Genomic DNA, 18,165 nt, shown 5'->3' on the forward strand with positions numbered 1-18,165 from the left:
CACAATTTTTAGAACAAGAAATATCGCTGCGTCAATGGTAATTCCTTTAATGGCTCGCAAGTGATTGTTTCGCCGTCTACCTTTACTTCGTATGTTTCGGGGTTTACGGTAATATCCGGCGTGGCATTGTTGTGGATCAAATCTTTCTTGCGTACTGTTCTACAGCCACTTACTGGAATAAGTTGTTTTTGCAAACCATATTGTTCACCAATATTGTTGTTGATGGCGGCTTGTGATACGAAGGTTACACAACTTTGCAATACTGCTTTACCATGTGCGCCAAACATATGCCTATAAATAACAGGTTGTGGTGTAGGAATCGAAGCATTGGGATCACCCATTCTGCTAGCGGTGATGGTGCCACTTTTGATAATCATCTCCGGCTTCACACCAAAAAATGCCGGCTTCCACAATACGATGTCTGCAAGCTTTCCTTCTTCTAATGACCCCACATGCTGCGAAATCCCCTGGGCTAATGCCGCGTTAATCGTGTATTTAGCGATGTATCTTTTTACACGTAGGTTGTCGTTGTCTGTACCTGCATCTTCTGGAAGCGCGCCTCTTTGTAGCTTCATTTTATGCGCCGTTTGCCATGTACGGGTAATTACTTCGCCTACACGTCCCATTGCTTGCGAGTCGGAACTCATAATACTGAACACGCCTAAGTCGTGTAAAATATCCTCCGCGGCAATGGTTTCTGGGCGTATGCGCGAATCAGCAAAGGCTACGTCTTCTGCTACTTTCTTGTCGAGGTGATGGCATACCATTAACATATCCAAATGCTCATCTATCGTATTCACGGTGTAGGGGCGCGTTGGGTTGGTACTTGCCGGTAATACATTTTCAAAAGATGCTGCACGGATAATATCAGGCGCGTGGCCGCCACCTGCTCCTTCTGTATGGAAGGTGTGAATAACCCTGCCATTAATAGCGTTCATGGTATCTTCTAAAAAACCCGATTCGTTTAACGTATCGGTATGTATAGCTACTTGTACATCCATTTTATCCGCTACATGCAAGGCTGCATCGATGGTTGCTGGTGTGGCACCCCAATCCTCGTGTATTTTCAGTCCGAGTGCACCGGCCTCAATTTGTTCTACGAGCGGTGCTTCGGTTGCACAATTCCCTTTACCGAAGAAGCCCAAGTTCATAGGGTATTGCTCCGCGGCTTGTAACATCCGTTGTATGTTCCATGCACCTGGTGTAACGGTAGTGGCGTTTGTTCCATCTGCCGGCCCTGTACCGCCGCCTATCATGGTGGTAATACCACTGAATAGCGCATGGTCGATTTGTTGTGGACAAATGAAATGTATATGCGTATCTATACCACCGGCAGTAGCAATTAAATGGCTACCATTATGTACTTCTGTAGATGCACCGATGATAAGGTTTGGGTGAACGCCATCCTGGGTATCGGGGTTGCCCGATTGACCAATGCCCACTATTCTACCATCTTTCACCCCTATATCTCCTTTTACAATACCCCAATGGTCAATAATCATCACATTGGTTATTACCAAATCGGCTACTCCTTCAGCGCGCATGGCAGTAGCGGATTGTGCCATGCCATCGCGGATACTTTTACCGCCGCCGAACTTGCTTTCGTCGCCATGCACGTTGTAATCCTTTTCGATCTCGATTATCAAATTGGTATCGGCTAAGCGCACACGGTCGCCCTGCGTGGGTCCGTACATGCTAACGTATGTATGTTTAGGAACTTGTAAACTCATGCTTTGTTGGTTTTAAAACCCAATGCCGCCGCTTTCTCAAGGGCTTGGGTTTTGATGTTCGGATCTTGTACAGCACCATTCACGAGGTTATTGAACCCCACAATTACCTGCTTGCCGCCGAAGCGGGTAAGGCTTACCTCTTTTTCTTCTCCCGGTTCAAAGCGCACCGCGTTCCCGGCCGGGATATTTAATCGCCTACCGAAGGCTTGCTCGCGGTTGAACTGCATCATTTTATTCACCTCAAAAAAATGGAAGTGTGCGCCTATTTGGATAGGGCGGTCGCCGGTATTCACAACAGTTATGGTAATGGTATCACGACCATCATTTGCTGTTATGTCACCTGCCTTGATAAAATATTCGCCAGGTATCATACAAAAGTTTTTTTATTTAATGGGATGGTGTACAGTAACGAGTTTTGTACCGTCGGGAAAAGTAGCCTCGATTTGGATTTCGTCGATCATTTCAGGAATGCCCTCCATCACGTCTTCACGGGATAGAATGGTAGTACCGTATTGCATAAGTTGTGCAACGGATTGCCCATCCCGGGCGGCTTCTTGTAAATGACTGGAAATGTAGGCGATGGCTTCGGGGTAGTTGAGTTTAAGGCCCCTGTTTTTTCGTTTAGCCGCAAGTTCGCCGGCTAAGAACAACAATAACTTCTCTGTTTCTCGTGCAGTTAGATGCATATTGTAACAATTGGTTGAGTAGTATTGCTTGGCGTATGACCATCGTAATTTAGATAAAATTACCGAGCTAAAAATTTTTTAATTAGGATGTAGGGTTGATGAATAGTAAATTTAGAGAAATGTTATACGCCATGAAACGTTTTGTTATTTGCATATGGACGATGTTGATGACAGTAGGGGTATATGCACAAGATTTGCCACAGCAACTTTTAGAAAAATATAATAACCGTGATTTCGCCGGTATCTACGCCCTGGGCAGCGAGCAAATGAAACAAATGGAATCTGAAAAAGACTTCACCAGTTACCTCGAATCTCTCCGCGAGGAAACAGGTTCTATCAACTTCGCTAAACCCTTGCAGAACTGTAATAGCTGGCATACCTTCGAATGGCGTGGCGAAAAGAAGAACCTCCGTGTAACTTGGGTAATGAAAGACAAGCAATCGTTTGATGATTATTTTATCGACGATGTTGTAATGCAACCCAATAGTAGAAGGCATTTCCCTCACGATAATCCACTCCAATCTCACCAAGATTCTATAGTACACAATTACGCCACCGCCTATTTATTACAAGCTAATACCGCGGGCATGTCTATTGGCATTCTACGCAGCGGTAAAAAATATGTGTATAACTATGGTGCTATCCGCAAAAATGGGCCATTACCTTCGGCTGATAATATTTACGTGATGGGGTCAATTGCGAAAGTGTTTGTGGGTATGATGTTAAGTCAAGCTGTGGTAGATAAAAAAGCGAAGTTCGACGACGATGTCCGGAAATACTTACCGGGTAATTACCCCAATCTCCAATACAACGGCACACCCATTCAGCTGGTACAATTAGCCAATCATACATCTGGTTTACCACACGATTTAAGGGAATTGCCTTCATCCATTACAGATTTGCCTTTCTTGGATTTAATGAAAGCCATGGAAACGTATTATCCCAAAGACTCCCTCTTGCACGATCTTCACCAAGCTACCCTCGTAAGCCAACCAGGCACAACGTATAGTTACAACGGCCTCGCCTACCACGTACTAGTTGCTGCCCTAGAAACCATGTACAAACAGCCCTACGAACAAATACTTACCAACTTCCTCAAGAAGAACCTCAACATGTTCGATACCAAAATCGACCTCAGCGATGCCGATATGAAACGTATCGTAACAGGCTACAGGCCCAGCGGCGACACTATTCCTATGATTCAGTCATCCGGCTTCTTCTACGGTGGTCCCCGCTTAAATTCAACCATCAATGATATGCTGAAGTTTGCCGTAGCACAGCTTTCGGGCAAGCATAAAGCCATGGAATTATCGCATCATCAAACTTTCGAAGATAAGTACAGGAAGGTGGGCATTAGTTGGATGCTAGGTACGAATTGCTTAGGACAATCAGAGATTTTCCACACAGGTTCTACCAGTGGTTCTTTCAATAGTATCTTGAAGCTTTATCCCAATCAACAATCAGCCTGCATTATTTTCACAAACGATGGTTCGGCACAAAACCGTTTATCGGCCGTGGAACGTGGTATTATGTTGGATTTATAAGTGTTTTCCCAACAATGCCGCTCGTAAAACTCTGCTAACACCGTGTTTTCTTTCTTGTATATTTAGGGCATCCACACTAAATCATATAAAATCATGTTTCAACGCGGCATTGTATTATTTGTTAGCATGTTGCTTAGCAGCCAGCTGTTTGGCCAAATTTCCGATCCCATTAATATTATTCCACAACCGGCCTCTGTGAAGGTCCTGGAAGGATCGTTTTCGTTAAACGGCAAAACAAGAATTATGTCAACCGCAGCTTTCTTGCCGGTGGCTAAATTATTGTCATCACAACCTTATATTACGCATCGTTCTGTGTACGTAAGCTCTAATGCAACTACAGCTGCTAACACTATTTCGTTTAAAACACTTAAAACCAAAGGCGATTCTACAGCGTATCGATTGCACATTACCCCCGACCATATTACCATCTATGCACGTTCTGCACAAGGGGCTTTGTATGGTATGCAATCTTTACAACAAATTATTCTTACACGCAATGATGTAACAGCTATTCCAGCTGTTGATATCCAAGATAGCGCGCGGTTCTCGTACCGCGGTATGCACCTCGATGTATCGCGTAACTTTTTCCCTGTTGCCGAGGTGAAGAAATTATTGGAGGTGATGAGCTTGTACAAACTTAATACCTTCCATTGGCACCTCGTAGATGGCGCAGGTTGGAGATTGGATATTAAAAAGTACCCCGAACTCACAAAACACGCAGCTTTCCGCACACAAAACACGCATGCCGATTGGCGCAAAACCCGCCCAAGCCGTTACAGCGAAGAAGGTCGTGCTAGTGCCTACGGCGGTTACTACACGCAGCAGCAAGCCCGCGAAGTAGTTGCCTATGCCAAAGAACTCGGCATTACCGTAATCCCGGAAATCGAAATGCCCGGCCATAGCGAAGAAGTGTTAGCGGTTTATCCACATTTAAGCTGTAGCGGTATTCCCTACACAAACGGCGATTTCTGTATCGGCAACGATAGCACGTTTACTTTCCTTGAAGATGTACTTACCGAAGTAATGGACATTTTCCCTTCCAAATATATCCACATTGGTGGCGATGAAGCCAGCAAACGCGCATGGAAAACTTGCCCTAAATGCAAAAAGCGCATGGATACAGAACATTTAAAAGATGTCGACGAATTACAATCCTATGCAGTAAAACGTATGGAGAAATTCCTCGTGAAAAATAAACGCAAACTCTTAGGATGGGATGAAATCCTAGAAGGAGGCCTTGCGCCGGAAGCGACGGTTATGAGCTGGAGAGGTGAAAAAGGAGGCATCGAAGCAGCCAAACAAGGTCATGATGTAATTATGACACCGGAGAATTTCCTCTACTTCGATCACCCACAAGCCGAATTATCCAAACAGCCGAAAGGCTTCGGCCCTCACTTACCTTTACGTAAAGTGTACTTCTACGAACCACAACCCGCAGAATTAACAGCCGACGAAGCTAAGCACGTACTCGGTGCGCAAGCCAATACGTGGACAGAATACATCCCCACTTCAGAACACCTCGAATACATGATGTTCCCACGCGTATTTGCCGTAGCTGAACTCAACTGGACGCAGAAAGAACTGAAAAACTGGCCGAGCTTCCAAAAGCGCTTACGTGCCCACGCAGGTATGCTACAAAGGATGTTCATTAACTACTGCCGACCTTCCAATGCCGTAGAATTTGAAACACAAGTAGATAAAGCCGCGCAAACAATTTCCGTTCGTATGGAAAGTGAACATTATCAACCTCAAATTCGTTATACGCTCGATGGTTCCACGCCTACTATGCAATCGCCCCTTTATACCGGCCCTGTACCGGTTAAAGGCCACGCAGTTGTAGCTGCCGCGATCTTTGAAGATACGTTGGCACTTAGTGAACCCTCTACAATCGATATCAATTTCCACAAGGCCATTGGCAAAAAAGTAACGTACAATGCACCGTACAGTAAGAAATACCACGCACAAGATGATAGCACGTTAACAAACGGCTACACAGGTAACTATTCTTATAGCGATGGTCAATGGCAAGGTTTCGATGGAAAAGACGGTATAGATGTAACAATCGACCTTGGCACTACGCAAAATGTGAATAAAGTGTCGATGCGTTTTATGCAAATGATTGGCGTAGGTATTTATATGCCGGGTAGCATCGAGATATTAACATCGAACGACGGGGTGAATTTCACGTCTGCCGCCACGATTCAAAACGATGTACCTGCTACGCGCGATGTACCAGAAGTAAAAACATACAGCACTACGCTGAACAACGTACAAACACGTTACCTTCGCGTTGTTGCCAAGAATGTGCAACGTGGTTTCCTCTTTACAGATGAAATCACCGTCGACTAAAAGGTACAATTATTGTGCAAAAGCATATAAATAAGCAAGATATGGAATACAATGTTTTGGGAAATTCGGATTTGAAAGTGAGTGAAATCTCGTTCGGATGCATGAGTTTAGGCACAAACGATGCCGATAACGAGGAAGTGATTAGGAATGCCATATTGGAAGGTATTAACTTGTTTGATACGGCAGATTTATATGCACAAGGATATAACGAAATCACGCTCGGTAAAGCCTTACGTGGCCAACGTAAAAAAGTATATATCGCCACCAAAGTGGGTAACCGCTGGAATAACGATGGCGAAGGATGGCATTGGGATGCTAGCAAGGAATGGATTCTACAAGCTGTAGAAGAAAGTCTCAAACGCTTGCAAACCGATTATATCGACTTATACCAATTACACGGCGGCACCATGGAAGATAATATCGACGAGGTAATTGAAGCATTCGAATTATTAAAACAACAAGGTAAAATTCGCCATTACGGGATTTCAAGCATTCGTCCGAATGTGATCCGCGAATACGTAGCTAAATCGAATATCAGTAGCGTAATGATGCAATACGGTTTGCTCGATCGCCGCCCGGAAGAAGAATGCCTGCCTTTGTTGGAAGAAAATAATATCGGTGTACTAGCACGTGGTAGCTTGGCGAAAGGTATGTTGGTGTACAAACGCCCTACTACCTTCTTAGATCATACCGAAGAAGATGTGAAACGCGTGGCCATGGCTGTACGCAGTGTAAGCGGCCCGAAACGTAACGCAGCCCAAACAGCATTGGAATTCGTATTACAAAACCCGGCTGTTACATCGGCAGTAGTAGGTATTCGCACCATGAATCACCTCCGCGATGCAGTGGGTGTATGTGATGCACCAGGTATGACTAATGCCGAGTACAAATCCTTATTGGATGCAGCACCGGCACATTTTTATCAAGAACACAGGTAAGCGATTTTTACTCAATACATACATCGATAGTTTTGAGCAATTCCTCGAAACTATCGATGTTACTTGACCCCGGGGACACTCCAATTGTTAATATTTAAACCCCTAAAATGATCTTTGTAACTTCAGACAATAGATTTGAAAGTGATGTTTTATATGTTGATAAGTTAGTATTAGTAGATGTGGTAGCTGAATGGTGTAGACCCTGTAAAGAGATGAGGCCAATCATGGAAGAATTAGCGAAGACATTTGCTGGGAAATTAATTGTTGGGTTGATTGATTTAGATAGTAATCCCAAAACAGCTAAGCATTATAAAATTCATTCAATACCCACTTTCTTATTATTTAAAAACGGAAAGCTAGTAGAAAAAATAGTGGGCGCTCATCCCATGGCTGAATTTGTAAAGCATATTGAAAAGCATGGTAGCGTATAAAGCCTATTTTATATATTGCAATATCCCCCTTCTCCAACCATTACAAGCAAGTTCACAGGTAAGTATTTTTTAATAAATATATCGATAGCTATATCGGAACGATTGATATATTACTTCAACCCCGGATACACACTATTTTTCATATTAAACCTTTAAAAAAATGGTACTCATAACAGATGATAGCTTTAATTCAGATGTTTTAAACGCAACAGGATTAGTTTTAGTAGATATGTGGGCTGAATGGTGTAGACCTTGTAAAGAAATGAGGCCCATTATAGAAGAATTAGCCATGAACTATGCTGGTCAAATAACTGTTGGTAATTTCAATGTAGAAGATAATCCTAGGATACCTCCACAGTATGATGTTCATTCAATACCCACTTTCTTGTTTTTTAAAGATGGAAAGCTGCTAGATAAAATAGTAGGTGCTCATCCCAAAGAAGAATATGAAAACAGGATTGAAAAGTATAAGTAGTTTGCAAGCATAGTTTATTATACGTTCCCCCTCACTTCCCCAGCCAATCATTAACAAGACCACAGGTAAGCAATTTTTCTCAATCTACGCATCTATAGTATTGATCTATACATCAATACAGTTGATGTTGCTTGAACCCGTATACACAGAACTTTGTTAATAATTAAAAACCAAAAAAATATGGCACTTGAATTTACCGGCAGTAACTTCGAAACAGAAGTATTAAATAATGATAAATTAGTAGTTGTAGATATGTGGGCCGAATGGTGCAGTCCTTGCCGAGCACTTGCTCCTATTATAGAAGAATTATATAAAGATTTTAGAGGACAGGTAGATGTTGGAAAAGTTAACATCGATCATAACCCGCAATTAGCTATTGATTATGACGTTCGTTCAATACCGGCTATCTTATTTTTTAAAGGAGGTAGACTGGTAGATACAGTAGTAGGCGCTCGTCCCAAGGCTGAATTTGAAAAGAAGATTATGGCGCATATGTAGTTTGTTACTTGTACAGTTATTTATACGTTTTCCCCTACCCCTTCCCAGCTAATCATTATCAAGACCACAGGTAAGCAATTTTTCTCAATCTACGCATCAATAGTATTGATCTATACATCAATACAATCGATGTTGCTTGAACCCGTATACAAATACCTTTGTTAATAATAAAAACCCAAAACATATGGCACTTGAATTCACCGACGCAAACTTCGAAACAGAAGTAATCAACTCAGACAAATTAGTAGTTGTAGATATGTGGGCCGAATGGTGCGGTCCTTGTAGAGCAATTGGTCCTATCATTGAAGAATTATCAAAAGATTACGCAGGACAAGTAGATATCGGCAAAGTAAATGTCGATCATAACCCTGAAACAGCGGTTGACTACGGTATTACTTCTATTCCGGCTATCTTATTCTTTAAAGGTGGTAAGGTAGTAGATAAAATTACAGGCGCAGTACCTAAAGCAGTACTCGAAAGAAAGATTCAAATGAACATGTAGTCGATTTCCATGTATTACAAGGTGCATATTATTCAACAAATATTTCTTGTACGGAACCTTTGTTGTTAATAAGCAGGCTTTTTATACCCTAACGTGAAGTATATTCTGCTTCGGCAATATACAAGTGATATTACCTGAACACCGGTACACTTAACTTGGTTAACATCAAAACCCAAAACATATGACACTCGAATTCACCGACGGAAACTTCGGAACAGAAGTATTAGATAATGACAAATTAGTTGTTGTAGATATGTGGGCCGGATGGTGCGGCCCGTGTAGAGCAATTGGCCCTATCATTGAAGAATTAGCACAAGATTATGCCGGGCGAGTAGACGTAGGCAAATTGGATGTGGATCATAACCCTGAAACGCCTGTTAATTATGGTGTTACTTCCATACCAGCAATCTTATTCTTTAAAGGAGGGCAGTTGGTAGATAAAGTAGTAGGCGCCCATCCGAAAGCTGAGCTAGAACAGAGGATTCAAATGAATTTGTAGTCGATCTCCGTGTATTATAATATTACGTTATACTGCAAGGGCTTCCAATTTGGGAGCCTTTGTTGTTTGGTGGGGGAAGATTATACCCAAGAAAAGAAAAAGTACATATGCTTGCGTAGTACTTCCAGCGCGTTATGCAAGGTATTATATATGGTCCGCTCTGTTAAAGAAGTCTTTTCCGCCATTTCTTTGTAACTCATGGCCTCGTAAAAGCGCATCTTGATCAATTCCGATTGGCGGGCCGTTAACTGGGTAAGGGCACGTTTTAGCTTCTGTTGAATGCCGTCGTTGGTTTGGGCTGAAATCAGGAGTTCTTCGTATGATGGTTGTGAAAGTTGGGGTATTTCTTCTATGTTCTCCACCGGCTCATGCGCGCCCGTATTTAATTTCGCATGTGTTTTATATAAGATGCGTTTGTAGATGGTAATGATATATTGCTGCTTATTGTGAACATCCGTCAATTTTGCGCGAATCTTCCATAATTCAAGAAATAATTCATTAATGCTTTCTTGTACAAGGTACTGGTCGCGGTATAAATAAATCCCCAACCGGTATAAATCATCGTAAACAGCGTTGAAACACCTGTAGAAAGATTCCTTATCGCCATCAGCCATAAGTTCCCAATGATTGTGTATGTCGAGACTATTGGCGTACATGAAAGCGTTAGGTTGTGATTTTACTTGCCTGCTTAAGATACAAAAATATCATTCAAAAAAAAACTTGTGAAATCATTGGTAAAAATTGAATGTTCCCCGCACTTGTATGTAGAACGCGCAATTTATGGACTTAAGCAAGTATTCTACCACCGATTTCTTATTGAACGACAGCTTCTTACAATATTGTCTACAGCTGAACGAAGAAGACATCGTGTTCTGGGAACACTATATCAACAATCATCCCCAACAAGCAAAAACGATCGCCGAAGCGAAAGAATTATGCTTGCTCATGGCCATAAAACCATCCCAAACGCAGAAAACTGCCGCTTGGCACCGGGTGGAACATGGAATCGATCAATTGTCGACCAAACGCACAAAAGTCGTATACTGGCGCTGGGCAGCTGCTGCAGCTTGCTTATTAGTATTGCTCGCAAGCAGTGTATACTTCTTCCAAGCTAACACGGCTCAAACAACAGCCTCCGTTCTCCAATCTGCTAAGTTTAAAGTATTTGCACAAGCACCTGCCGATCAACGAATTGAAACCACTTTGCCCGACGGTACAAAGGCTATCTTAAACCCTAATACCATTGTGCGCATCAACGAAGGCTATAACCAACAATGCCGCCTTGTACAAATGGATGGTGAAGCCTATTTCTCCGTATACCAAGATGCTGCTCAACCGTTTATCGTTAAAACCGGTAACGTAGCCACCGAAGTACTCGGTACGGCCTTTAAAATTAAATACCAAGACGACGATTCGCTCACCGTTATGCTAGCCAGCGGTAAAGTTAAAGTGAACATGATGAACGAAGTAAGTGAAACCCTTTCATCTACTTTATTAACACCCGGAGAAAAAGCTAGCGTAGCAAAGCATTCTAATACAATTGTAAAGTCAAATATTGATATACAGTATATACAAAATTGGGTAAGTAGAAAGGTGATTTTTGATAAGGCTGATTTAGCTACTATCATTCAAACCATTGAAGAAAACTATGGTGTACAAGTAAATGTGGTAAATAAACCGAAAGATACGGTGATGTTTACAGGTACGTTTTATAATGAACAAGTCGACGTAGTGCTGGATGCCATTAGCTTTACGAACAATTTCAAATTCGATCACAAAGGACACGCAGTAATCATACGCTTTTAATTCAACCAAGTATTTTATCAACCACAAACGCTTATTTACAAAATCTACGTAAATGAAGAAAGTTCTACCCTGTTGCTTTCGGAGTTATTCGGTGAGGTCGGCACTGCTTATTATGCTGTGCTGGCTGCCCACTGGTATCTATGCGCAACCTACGCCTAAGTTGTATTCATTTAATTGGAAAAATGCCTCACTCAGCAAGGTTTTCAAAGATATTGAAGCCCAAACGAATGTGCGCTTTTCTTACAATCCACACGGCCTTAAAGAAAATAGATCCATCCATTTAAAGGTGGACAATGCCGAACTCGACGCACTCATTGCAAAACTCTGTGATCATATCAATACCCGCTATAAAATCGCGGATAATATTGTGATGATCCAATCCCAAAAGGATAACCCTGCAACAAAAGTACAAGCGCCTATTGTTATTGCAGGTAAAATTAAAAATGCCAAAGGCGAACCAATGCCCGGCGTTTCTATTCAAAACAAAACTTTCCACAAAGCCACGCAAAGCGGTGCCGACGGTAGCTTCACGATTGAAGCGAATGTAGGCGACGAACTCGTGTTTACGATGATCGGTTACGAACCGCAAACACAAACCGTTACTGCTGGCAATACTGTACTTAACATCACGCTTGAAGATAAAGCAACCGACTTAAACACGGTTGTAGTAACTGCTTTAGGTATCAAACGTGAAGCCCGCGCACTCGGTTACGCGTATGCCGATGTGAAGGGCGACGATATGAAGAAAGCCCGCGAAACAAACGTGATCAACTCTTTGGCTGGCCGCGTACCGGGTTTAATTATCAACCAAACTGCCGGTGGTCCTGCCGGTTCGTCCCGCGTTATCATCCGCGGTAACACGGAAATTTCGGGTAATAACCAACCGCTCTACGTAGTAGATGGTGTGCCTATCGATAACTCTAACTACGGCCAAGCAGGTAACGACCGCTACGGCAGCGGGTACGATTTTGGTGATGCCATCTCCGCTATCAACCCCGATGATGTTGAAACTATCAGCGTATTGAAAGGTCCTAGTGCTTCTGCCTTATACGGTAGCCGCGCTTCTCACGGTGTAATTTTGATTACTACAAAGAAAGGGGCCGGTAAAAGAGATTTAGGTATCGAATTCAATAGCACCACTTCTATCGAACAACAATTAACACGGTTCGACGATTACCAATACGAATATGGTCAAGGTACCAACGGTACCGTACCTCGCGACTTCAACCAATCACGCGAAACATTATTCAGCAACTGGGGTGCTAAGCTCGATCCAGGGATTAATGTTGTAGGGTATGATGGTAAGCAGCGCCCATACGGCTTGGTAAAGAACAATATCTCTAACTTCTTTAGAACAGGTTCTACTACTACCAACACCGTTTCCCTCACTAACCACGTAGCAAACACCGGTTTCCGTTTATCGGCCAGCGATATGCGTAATAACGATATCGTACCAGGCAGTTACATGGAAAGGAATACGTTCAACTTAACCACCAATTCTAAGTTCGGTGAGAAATTAACCATCGATGCGAAGGTGATGTATATGCGTGAATACGTGAAGAATCGCCCGGCCTTGGCCGACGATGCAGGTAATATTGGTAACAACTTCGTAGGTTTAGCAAATACAGTTGACCAATCATTATTTGAACAAGCGTATAAAAACGAACGCGGCGAATATATCAACTGGGGCGGTGGCGAATACCGTTTGAACCCTTACTGGGTGATCAACGAAATGCGCAATACAACCCGTAAAAACCGCATCATTGGGGGTATTACCGCTAACTACCAGTTCACTAGCTGGTTAAGTTTGCAAGGTCGTATCAATACCGATCAAACTTATTTCTCTTATAGAAAGTTCAGTCCTAAAACCACACCGGGCGCATTATCGGGTCGTTTACAAGGTACAGAACAACGTTTTAGTACAACAGAAGCCGATTTCCTCTTAACAGCGCAAAAGCAAGTAAGTAAGAACTGGAACTTGGCAGCACGTTTAGGTGGAAGTATTTCACACCGTACATCGCCAGGTACGTACATGGAAGCTACGGATATGGTAGTAACCGATAATGTATCGTACAACAGCTTTAAAGACAAAGTAATTACCGATATCGCTTGGCGTAAACAAATCAATTCTTTCTACGGTATGTTCAGCGTAGGGTATAAGAATTGGTTGTATGTAGATGGTTCGTTTCGTAGGGATGCCGCTTCTACTTTAGCATTAAGTGAAAACGTATATTACTACCCATCATTATCGTCTAGCTTCATTTTCACCGACGCATTCCACATTCCTAAAGATGTGATCACCTTCGGTAAAATCAGGGCCTCAGTAGCGGAAGTAGGTAGCGATACCGATCCATTCAGGTTGAATCTTTACTACGATTTACAAAAATACCCGGTAAACGATCAAGCAGTAGGTGGTATTAGCAACCGTATTAAACCACCAGATGTATTACGCCCAACACGTACACGCTCATTCGAGATTGGTACGGAAATGAAAGCATTCGATAACCGCGTTGGCTTCGAATTAACATACTATACGCAAGACTCGCGCGATCAAATCGTGAATGTTCCTGCACCGGTATCAAGCGGTTTTGAACAAGAAATTAAAAACGCCGGTACTATCCAGAATAAAGGGGTGGAAATCTTATTATCGGGTACACCTGTTCAAACAAAAGACTTTAACTGGTTCGTGAGCGTAAACTTCGCACACAATAAAAACACCGTGTTAAACTTAAGCGATGGTATCGCCTTCTTACCATTGTCGGAAGCTCGTTGGTTAGGTGTATCGGTAGTAGCACAACCCAATTTGCCATATGGTACCATCCTTGGGTACGATTACATGAAGGATGATGCCGGTAACATTGTGCTCGACCCAATCACACTCGCACCTAAAAGATCGACCAACAGAACGGCTCAAGGTAAAGGTACTTGGGACTGGACTGGCGGTTTGAACACCTCCCTCAGCTACAAAAACTTCACCCTTAATACCATCCTCGATATTAAACAAGGTGCCGATTTGTATTCCATGACGAACCTCTTCGCCGTAATCCGCGGTAGCCATATTTCTACTACAGAAGGTAGAAACGAATGGATGAAGTCGGAAGAAGCAAGACTAGCGGCTAATAAAACACCGCAAGAATGGGAAGCCATGGGCCAAGTGAAAGGGTATGTGCCGCAAGGTGTAGTACAAACAGGTGTAGATGGTCAAGGTAAACCAATCTACGCGAAAAATACACGCGCGATCAATCCTGCTACTTATTTCGGTTCTTATTATAACGACAATGAAGGTATTATTACGCCGTTCATCTACGATGCATCTTACATTAAAGTGCGCGAGATTTCATTGAATTACAGCATTCCGAAAAACGTATTGAAAAGCATGCGCTTAACAGCTGCGAGCATCGCAATTGTTAGTCGTAACCCGTTTATCATTCATAAAAACGTACCGAACGTAGATCCAGATTCGAACTACAACAACGGTAACGGTCAAGGTTTAGAATACGGTTCATTGCCTTCCCGCAGAAGCTGGGGTATTAACTTGAATGTTAAATTCTAAAAAGCAACAAATGAAATTCACACATCTTCATAAAATATTCTTCACCATCGGTACTACTGCCGCCCTGTTTTCCTGTAACGATTTCGGCGACATGAATATCGACCCTACGAAAAGTAGTTCGATGGACCCCGGCTTGCAAATAGCCTTAGTAGAAGCGCGCTTCTCGGGCGATTTAACTACCAACGAAAGAATCGGGGCTTTCATTACAGTACCTATTGTACAACACTTAGGCGGTGCATGGGGTGCACAATACGGCGCTGCCTATGTAAAGCAAGAATCTTATTTCTCAGCTTTATGGGCACCTACGTATTTAACCGATGTACTGAATATTTCAGATGCCGTTAACCGTACAAAAGGCGATGCGACGAAAACTAACATGAACGCCGTAGCGCGTATCTTGAAAGTTTATTCCTTTGCCCGCTTAACGGATTTGCATGGCGATATCCCGTACAAACAAGCATCATCGGGTTATTCACAAAAAATTACGTTCCCGGAATACGATAAACAAGAAGATATCTATACCGATTTCTTTAAAGAATTAGCAGAAGCTTCTGCACAACTCGATCCTGCTAAAGATCCTGTTCCTACAGATCTTTGGTTCAAAGGAAACATTGCACAGTGGAAAACATTCGCCAATTCATTACACCTCCGTTTAGCCATGCGCTTAACGAAGGTTAACCCTACAAAAGCCCGCGAAGAAGCAGAGAAAGCGTTCGCAGCAGGGGTAATGAATAATGTGAATGATATTGTGTTAATGCGCCACGCAGATATTCAAAATACGTACGACGATCTACGGGGTAATGGCTTATCTGGCGCAATGAACCAAGATCCCGGTATGCCTTTCCGCATGTCGCAAACGTTTGTAGATTATATGCGAGGTACTAACGATCCTCGCTTACCTAAATTAGCACGCTATTACTTAGCGAATAATTCAACAAGGTTCAAAGAACGTATCGATATCACCGAACAAGTGGTAGCGGTCGGCGGTTGGACAGGCGTTGCACCTGGTAAATACAACTGGGACGATTGGATGAATACCATCTATGTGAACGTACCAGGCGTAGGATCAGTAGAAGCAGACAATAACGCCCAAAAAATGCAACCGGCCAACTTTTTATTATCGAACAATGCTCCCTTCTTACACTTAACATTAGCCGAAGTAGAATTCTTAACAGCAGAAGCATGCTTCCGTTGGAATTTAACGGTGAATGGAGGTGATTATAAATATCACTACAACAAAGGGATTGAAGCGGCCTTTTATCAATTGAGTTTATTCCCCAACGGGCCAACATTTACCAACACGCAATTATCGCAATTCCAAGCAGATAACGTGTTGGCACCTGGACGCGAATTACAAATGATCAACTCGCAATTGTGGGTGGCCTTGTTCTTAAACGGGCCGGAAGCATATGCGAATTGGCGCAGAAGTGGTTTCCCGAATTTAACACCGGGTTATGTACCTGGTTTGTCGAACTCGGAAACCATCCCACGTAGATTCGAATATCCTTTGATCGAAAGGGAACAAAATGCCGCCAATTATCAAAAAGCTGCCGACGCGCTTGGCGGCAATAGCTGGAATAAACGTGTATGGTGGGATAAAGAACTCTAATCATCACCATTCCAATTAAAAAGAAACGATCATGAGAAAAATATATCATCTTCTAATACTCGCTGCCATCCTAGTTATAGGCAATAGTTGCAATAAAAATGATGTAAGCGATCCAGGTTGGAAACCCGGTGATCAACCGAGAATTTTCGACCAGAAAAACGTATTTCAAACGCCTAGTCATGTTATTAACGGGGGCGAATCTGTTGCATTCACCGGTTTACTATTCTCTCCTGCCGGCCAAGTAAAAGTATCTTGGAAGGTAGATGGAAAAGAAGTATCCACCGACACTGCTTTCACATTCACCCCCACAACCGGCGGCGAATTCGCCTTGACTTTAGAAGCCACTTACGGCGGCCTTGCCAGCGTACGTTCTACTAAAGTGCTCGTAAAGCCTTCGACTTACGAACCGAAGCCCTTCACAAAAGTAGCATTAGGGTATGTAACAAGCGGAGGCTCTGCCGCCAGCGTGAACTGGGATAACGTAACACACGTATCATTCTTGGCAGGTAAAGTCACAACCGATGGCGCACTCGACGTTTCCGCCGGTGAAACCAATCAACGCGCCGATGAAATGGTTGCCCGTGGGCATATCGCCGGTCGCCGTGTATTACTCGGCCTTACGGGTCGTTTATCGGGTGTTGATGGATGGGCTTTGTACGAAGCCAACGATTTCGGTCAAGCTATCTACAACGATGCCGCCCGTGCTATCTTGCTGAACAATATTAAAAACTATGTAACCGCGAAAGGCTTCGATGGTGTTGACTTGGTAATGACCGACATTAACTCTGGTTTATATGCACAAAACCTTTCTAAGCTGGGTACATTCATCAACGAATTACGCGCAGCATTGCCGGCTAATTCATTGGTAACCCTTACAGGTGGTGTAGGTTGGCAACATTGGGATTACCCGAATGTATCGAATGCTGATTGGGTTAACGTACGTGCTTTTGAAGATCCAACTTTTGTGGGTCCGGGTGCGCCTTTAGGCCAAGCATCGAGCTACCAGTACATGTTGGATAAAGCGGCGATTTGGGTGAATAAAGTGGGTGCATCGAAAGTGGTAGTAGGTATACCGGCATTTGGTTTACGCTACTTGGAGTTAGATGACAATGGCAACAATGCTAGTTGGGGTTCCTACGATTACGTGCCTTTCAAAGACATTATCGCGCTTGATAATACAGCAGCCGATAAAGAAATGATTAACAGTAGTAAAGGTATTTACTTCAACGGTAAACCGCTCGTGAAACAAAAAGCCGATTATATCAAAGCCGGTGCTTTTAAAGGCGCTTACTTATGGGCTGCAGATTATGATGCAGAAAATGGTAATTCGCTCATGAAAGTCCTCAACGACGCTTTAAACAAGTAATTGCAAAATACAAAGTGGTATAACAGGGTAGGGTCGCAAACTTCGGTGGCGGCCCTTTCTCTTTTTTAGGCTCAAATCCGGCTTGTTATTGTAAAATGGAATTTGTGTGTAGGATTTGTAATTGAAGGTGAATTTAAGGCTCTTTGGTGCCTTTTTTGTTAATGTTTAGGTAATGATCT

The 18,165-nt window shown here is 43.0% G+C and carries 16 protein-coding genes; 12 read left to right on the forward strand and 4 right to left on the reverse strand.

Annotation, left to right across the window (positions count from 1 at the left end; genetic code table 11):
• Window positions 1-8: 8 nt before the first annotated feature.
• The 3 genes from ureC to ureA are packed head-to-tail and all read right to left on the reverse strand — an operon-like array spanning window position 9 to window position 2,416.
• Window positions 9-1,730, reverse strand: a complete 1,722-nt coding sequence (gene ureC, locus LX64_RS02500) for an urease subunit alpha (protein ID WP_111596018.1) — start codon at window positions 1,728-1,730, stop codon at window positions 9-11.
• Window positions 1,727-2,101: an urease subunit beta gene (gene ureB / locus LX64_RS02505; protein WP_111596019.1), complete on the reverse strand. Its 375-nt coding sequence runs from the start codon at window positions 2,099-2,101 to the stop codon at window positions 1,727-1,729. The genes ureC and ureB overlap by 4 nt, the downstream gene beginning before the upstream one ends.
• 12 nt (window positions 2,102-2,113) lie before the next feature.
• Window positions 2,114-2,416, reverse strand: a complete 303-nt coding sequence (gene ureA / locus LX64_RS02510) for an urease subunit gamma (protein WP_111596020.1) — start codon at window positions 2,414-2,416, stop codon at window positions 2,114-2,116.
• Between the two features lie 131 nt (window positions 2,417-2,547).
• On the opposite strand from ureA, the gene LX64_RS02515 reads away from it, so the two are divergent.
• The 8 genes from LX64_RS02515 (at window position 2,548) to trxA (LX64_RS02550) (ending at window position 9,652) form a co-directional block, all read left to right on the forward strand.
• The gene (locus tag LX64_RS02515) at window positions 2,548-3,960 is read left to right on the forward strand and encodes a serine hydrolase domain-containing protein (RefSeq protein ID WP_158538504.1); all 1,413 of its coding nucleotides are present in this window, start codon (window positions 2,548-2,550) and stop codon (window positions 3,958-3,960) included.
• Between the two features lie 93 nt (window positions 3,961-4,053).
• Entirely contained in the window at window positions 4,054-6,309 is a 2,256-nt protein-coding gene (locus tag LX64_RS02520) for a glycoside hydrolase family 20 protein (protein WP_111596022.1), read from the forward strand.
• A gap of 41 nt (window positions 6,310-6,350) precedes the next feature.
• Window positions 6,351-7,247 carry an aldo/keto reductase gene (locus tag LX64_RS02525; RefSeq protein WP_111596023.1) on the forward strand — a complete coding sequence of 299 codons (897 nt, stop codon included), beginning with the start codon at window positions 6,351-6,353 and terminating at the stop codon, window positions 7,245-7,247.
• A 107-nt stretch (window positions 7,248-7,354) separates the two neighbouring features.
• Complete coding sequence (trxA, locus tag LX64_RS02530) at window positions 7,355-7,678, forward strand: thioredoxin (protein WP_111596024.1); 324 nt, start codon at window positions 7,355-7,357, stop codon at window positions 7,676-7,678.
• 160 nt (window positions 7,679-7,838) lie between these two features.
• Window positions 7,839-8,153, forward strand: a complete 315-nt coding sequence (gene trxA / locus LX64_RS02535) for a thioredoxin (protein WP_111596025.1) — start codon at window positions 7,839-7,841, stop codon at window positions 8,151-8,153.
• A gap of 180 nt (window positions 8,154-8,333) precedes the next feature.
• Complete coding sequence (gene trxA / locus LX64_RS02540; protein ID WP_111596026.1) at window positions 8,334-8,651, forward strand: thioredoxin; 318 nt, start codon at window positions 8,334-8,336, stop codon at window positions 8,649-8,651.
• Between the two features lie 184 nt (window positions 8,652-8,835).
• The gene (gene trxA / locus LX64_RS02545; protein ID WP_111596027.1) at window positions 8,836-9,153 is read left to right on the forward strand and encodes a thioredoxin; all 318 of its coding nucleotides are present in this window, start codon (window positions 8,836-8,838) and stop codon (window positions 9,151-9,153) included.
• A 181-nt stretch (window positions 9,154-9,334) separates the two neighbouring features.
• On the forward strand, window positions 9,335-9,652 hold the full coding sequence (gene trxA, locus LX64_RS02550; protein WP_111596028.1) for a thioredoxin: 318 nt from the start codon (window positions 9,335-9,337) through the stop codon (window positions 9,650-9,652).
• Window positions 9,653-9,732: 80 nt separating this feature from the next.
• On the opposite strand, the gene LX64_RS02555 is transcribed toward trxA (LX64_RS02550), so the two are convergent.
• Entirely contained in the window at window positions 9,733-10,308 is a 576-nt protein-coding gene (locus LX64_RS02555) for an RNA polymerase sigma factor (RefSeq protein ID WP_111596029.1), read from the reverse strand.
• Window positions 10,309-10,432: 124 nt separating this feature from the next.
• Here LX64_RS02555 and LX64_RS02560 point away from each other — a divergent pair, with 124 nt between their 5' ends.
• From LX64_RS02560 to LX64_RS02575, 4 genes are read left to right on the forward strand one after another with little or no spacing between them, the layout of a single operon-like run.
• Complete coding sequence (locus LX64_RS02560; RefSeq protein WP_111596030.1) at window positions 10,433-11,458, forward strand: FecR family protein; 1,026 nt, start codon at window positions 10,433-10,435, stop codon at window positions 11,456-11,458.
• 52 nt (window positions 11,459-11,510) lie between these two features.
• Complete coding sequence (locus LX64_RS02565; protein ID WP_111596031.1) at window positions 11,511-15,011, forward strand: SusC/RagA family TonB-linked outer membrane protein; 3,501 nt, start codon at window positions 11,511-11,513, stop codon at window positions 15,009-15,011.
• 10 nt (window positions 15,012-15,021) lie between these two features.
• Entirely contained in the window at window positions 15,022-16,620 is a 1,599-nt protein-coding gene (locus tag LX64_RS02570) for a SusD/RagB family nutrient-binding outer membrane lipoprotein (RefSeq protein ID WP_158538505.1), read from the forward strand.
• A gap of 31 nt (window positions 16,621-16,651) precedes the next feature.
• Complete coding sequence (locus LX64_RS02575) at window positions 16,652-17,986, forward strand: glycosyl hydrolase family 18 protein (protein WP_111596033.1); 1,335 nt, start codon at window positions 16,652-16,654, stop codon at window positions 17,984-17,986.
• Window positions 17,987-18,165 lie beyond the last annotated feature (179 nt).

This window comes from Chitinophaga skermanii (assembly GCF_003259335.1).
In the GTDB taxonomy this organism is placed as follows: Bacteria; Bacteroidota; Bacteroidia; order Chitinophagales; family Chitinophagaceae; genus Chitinophaga; species Chitinophaga skermanii.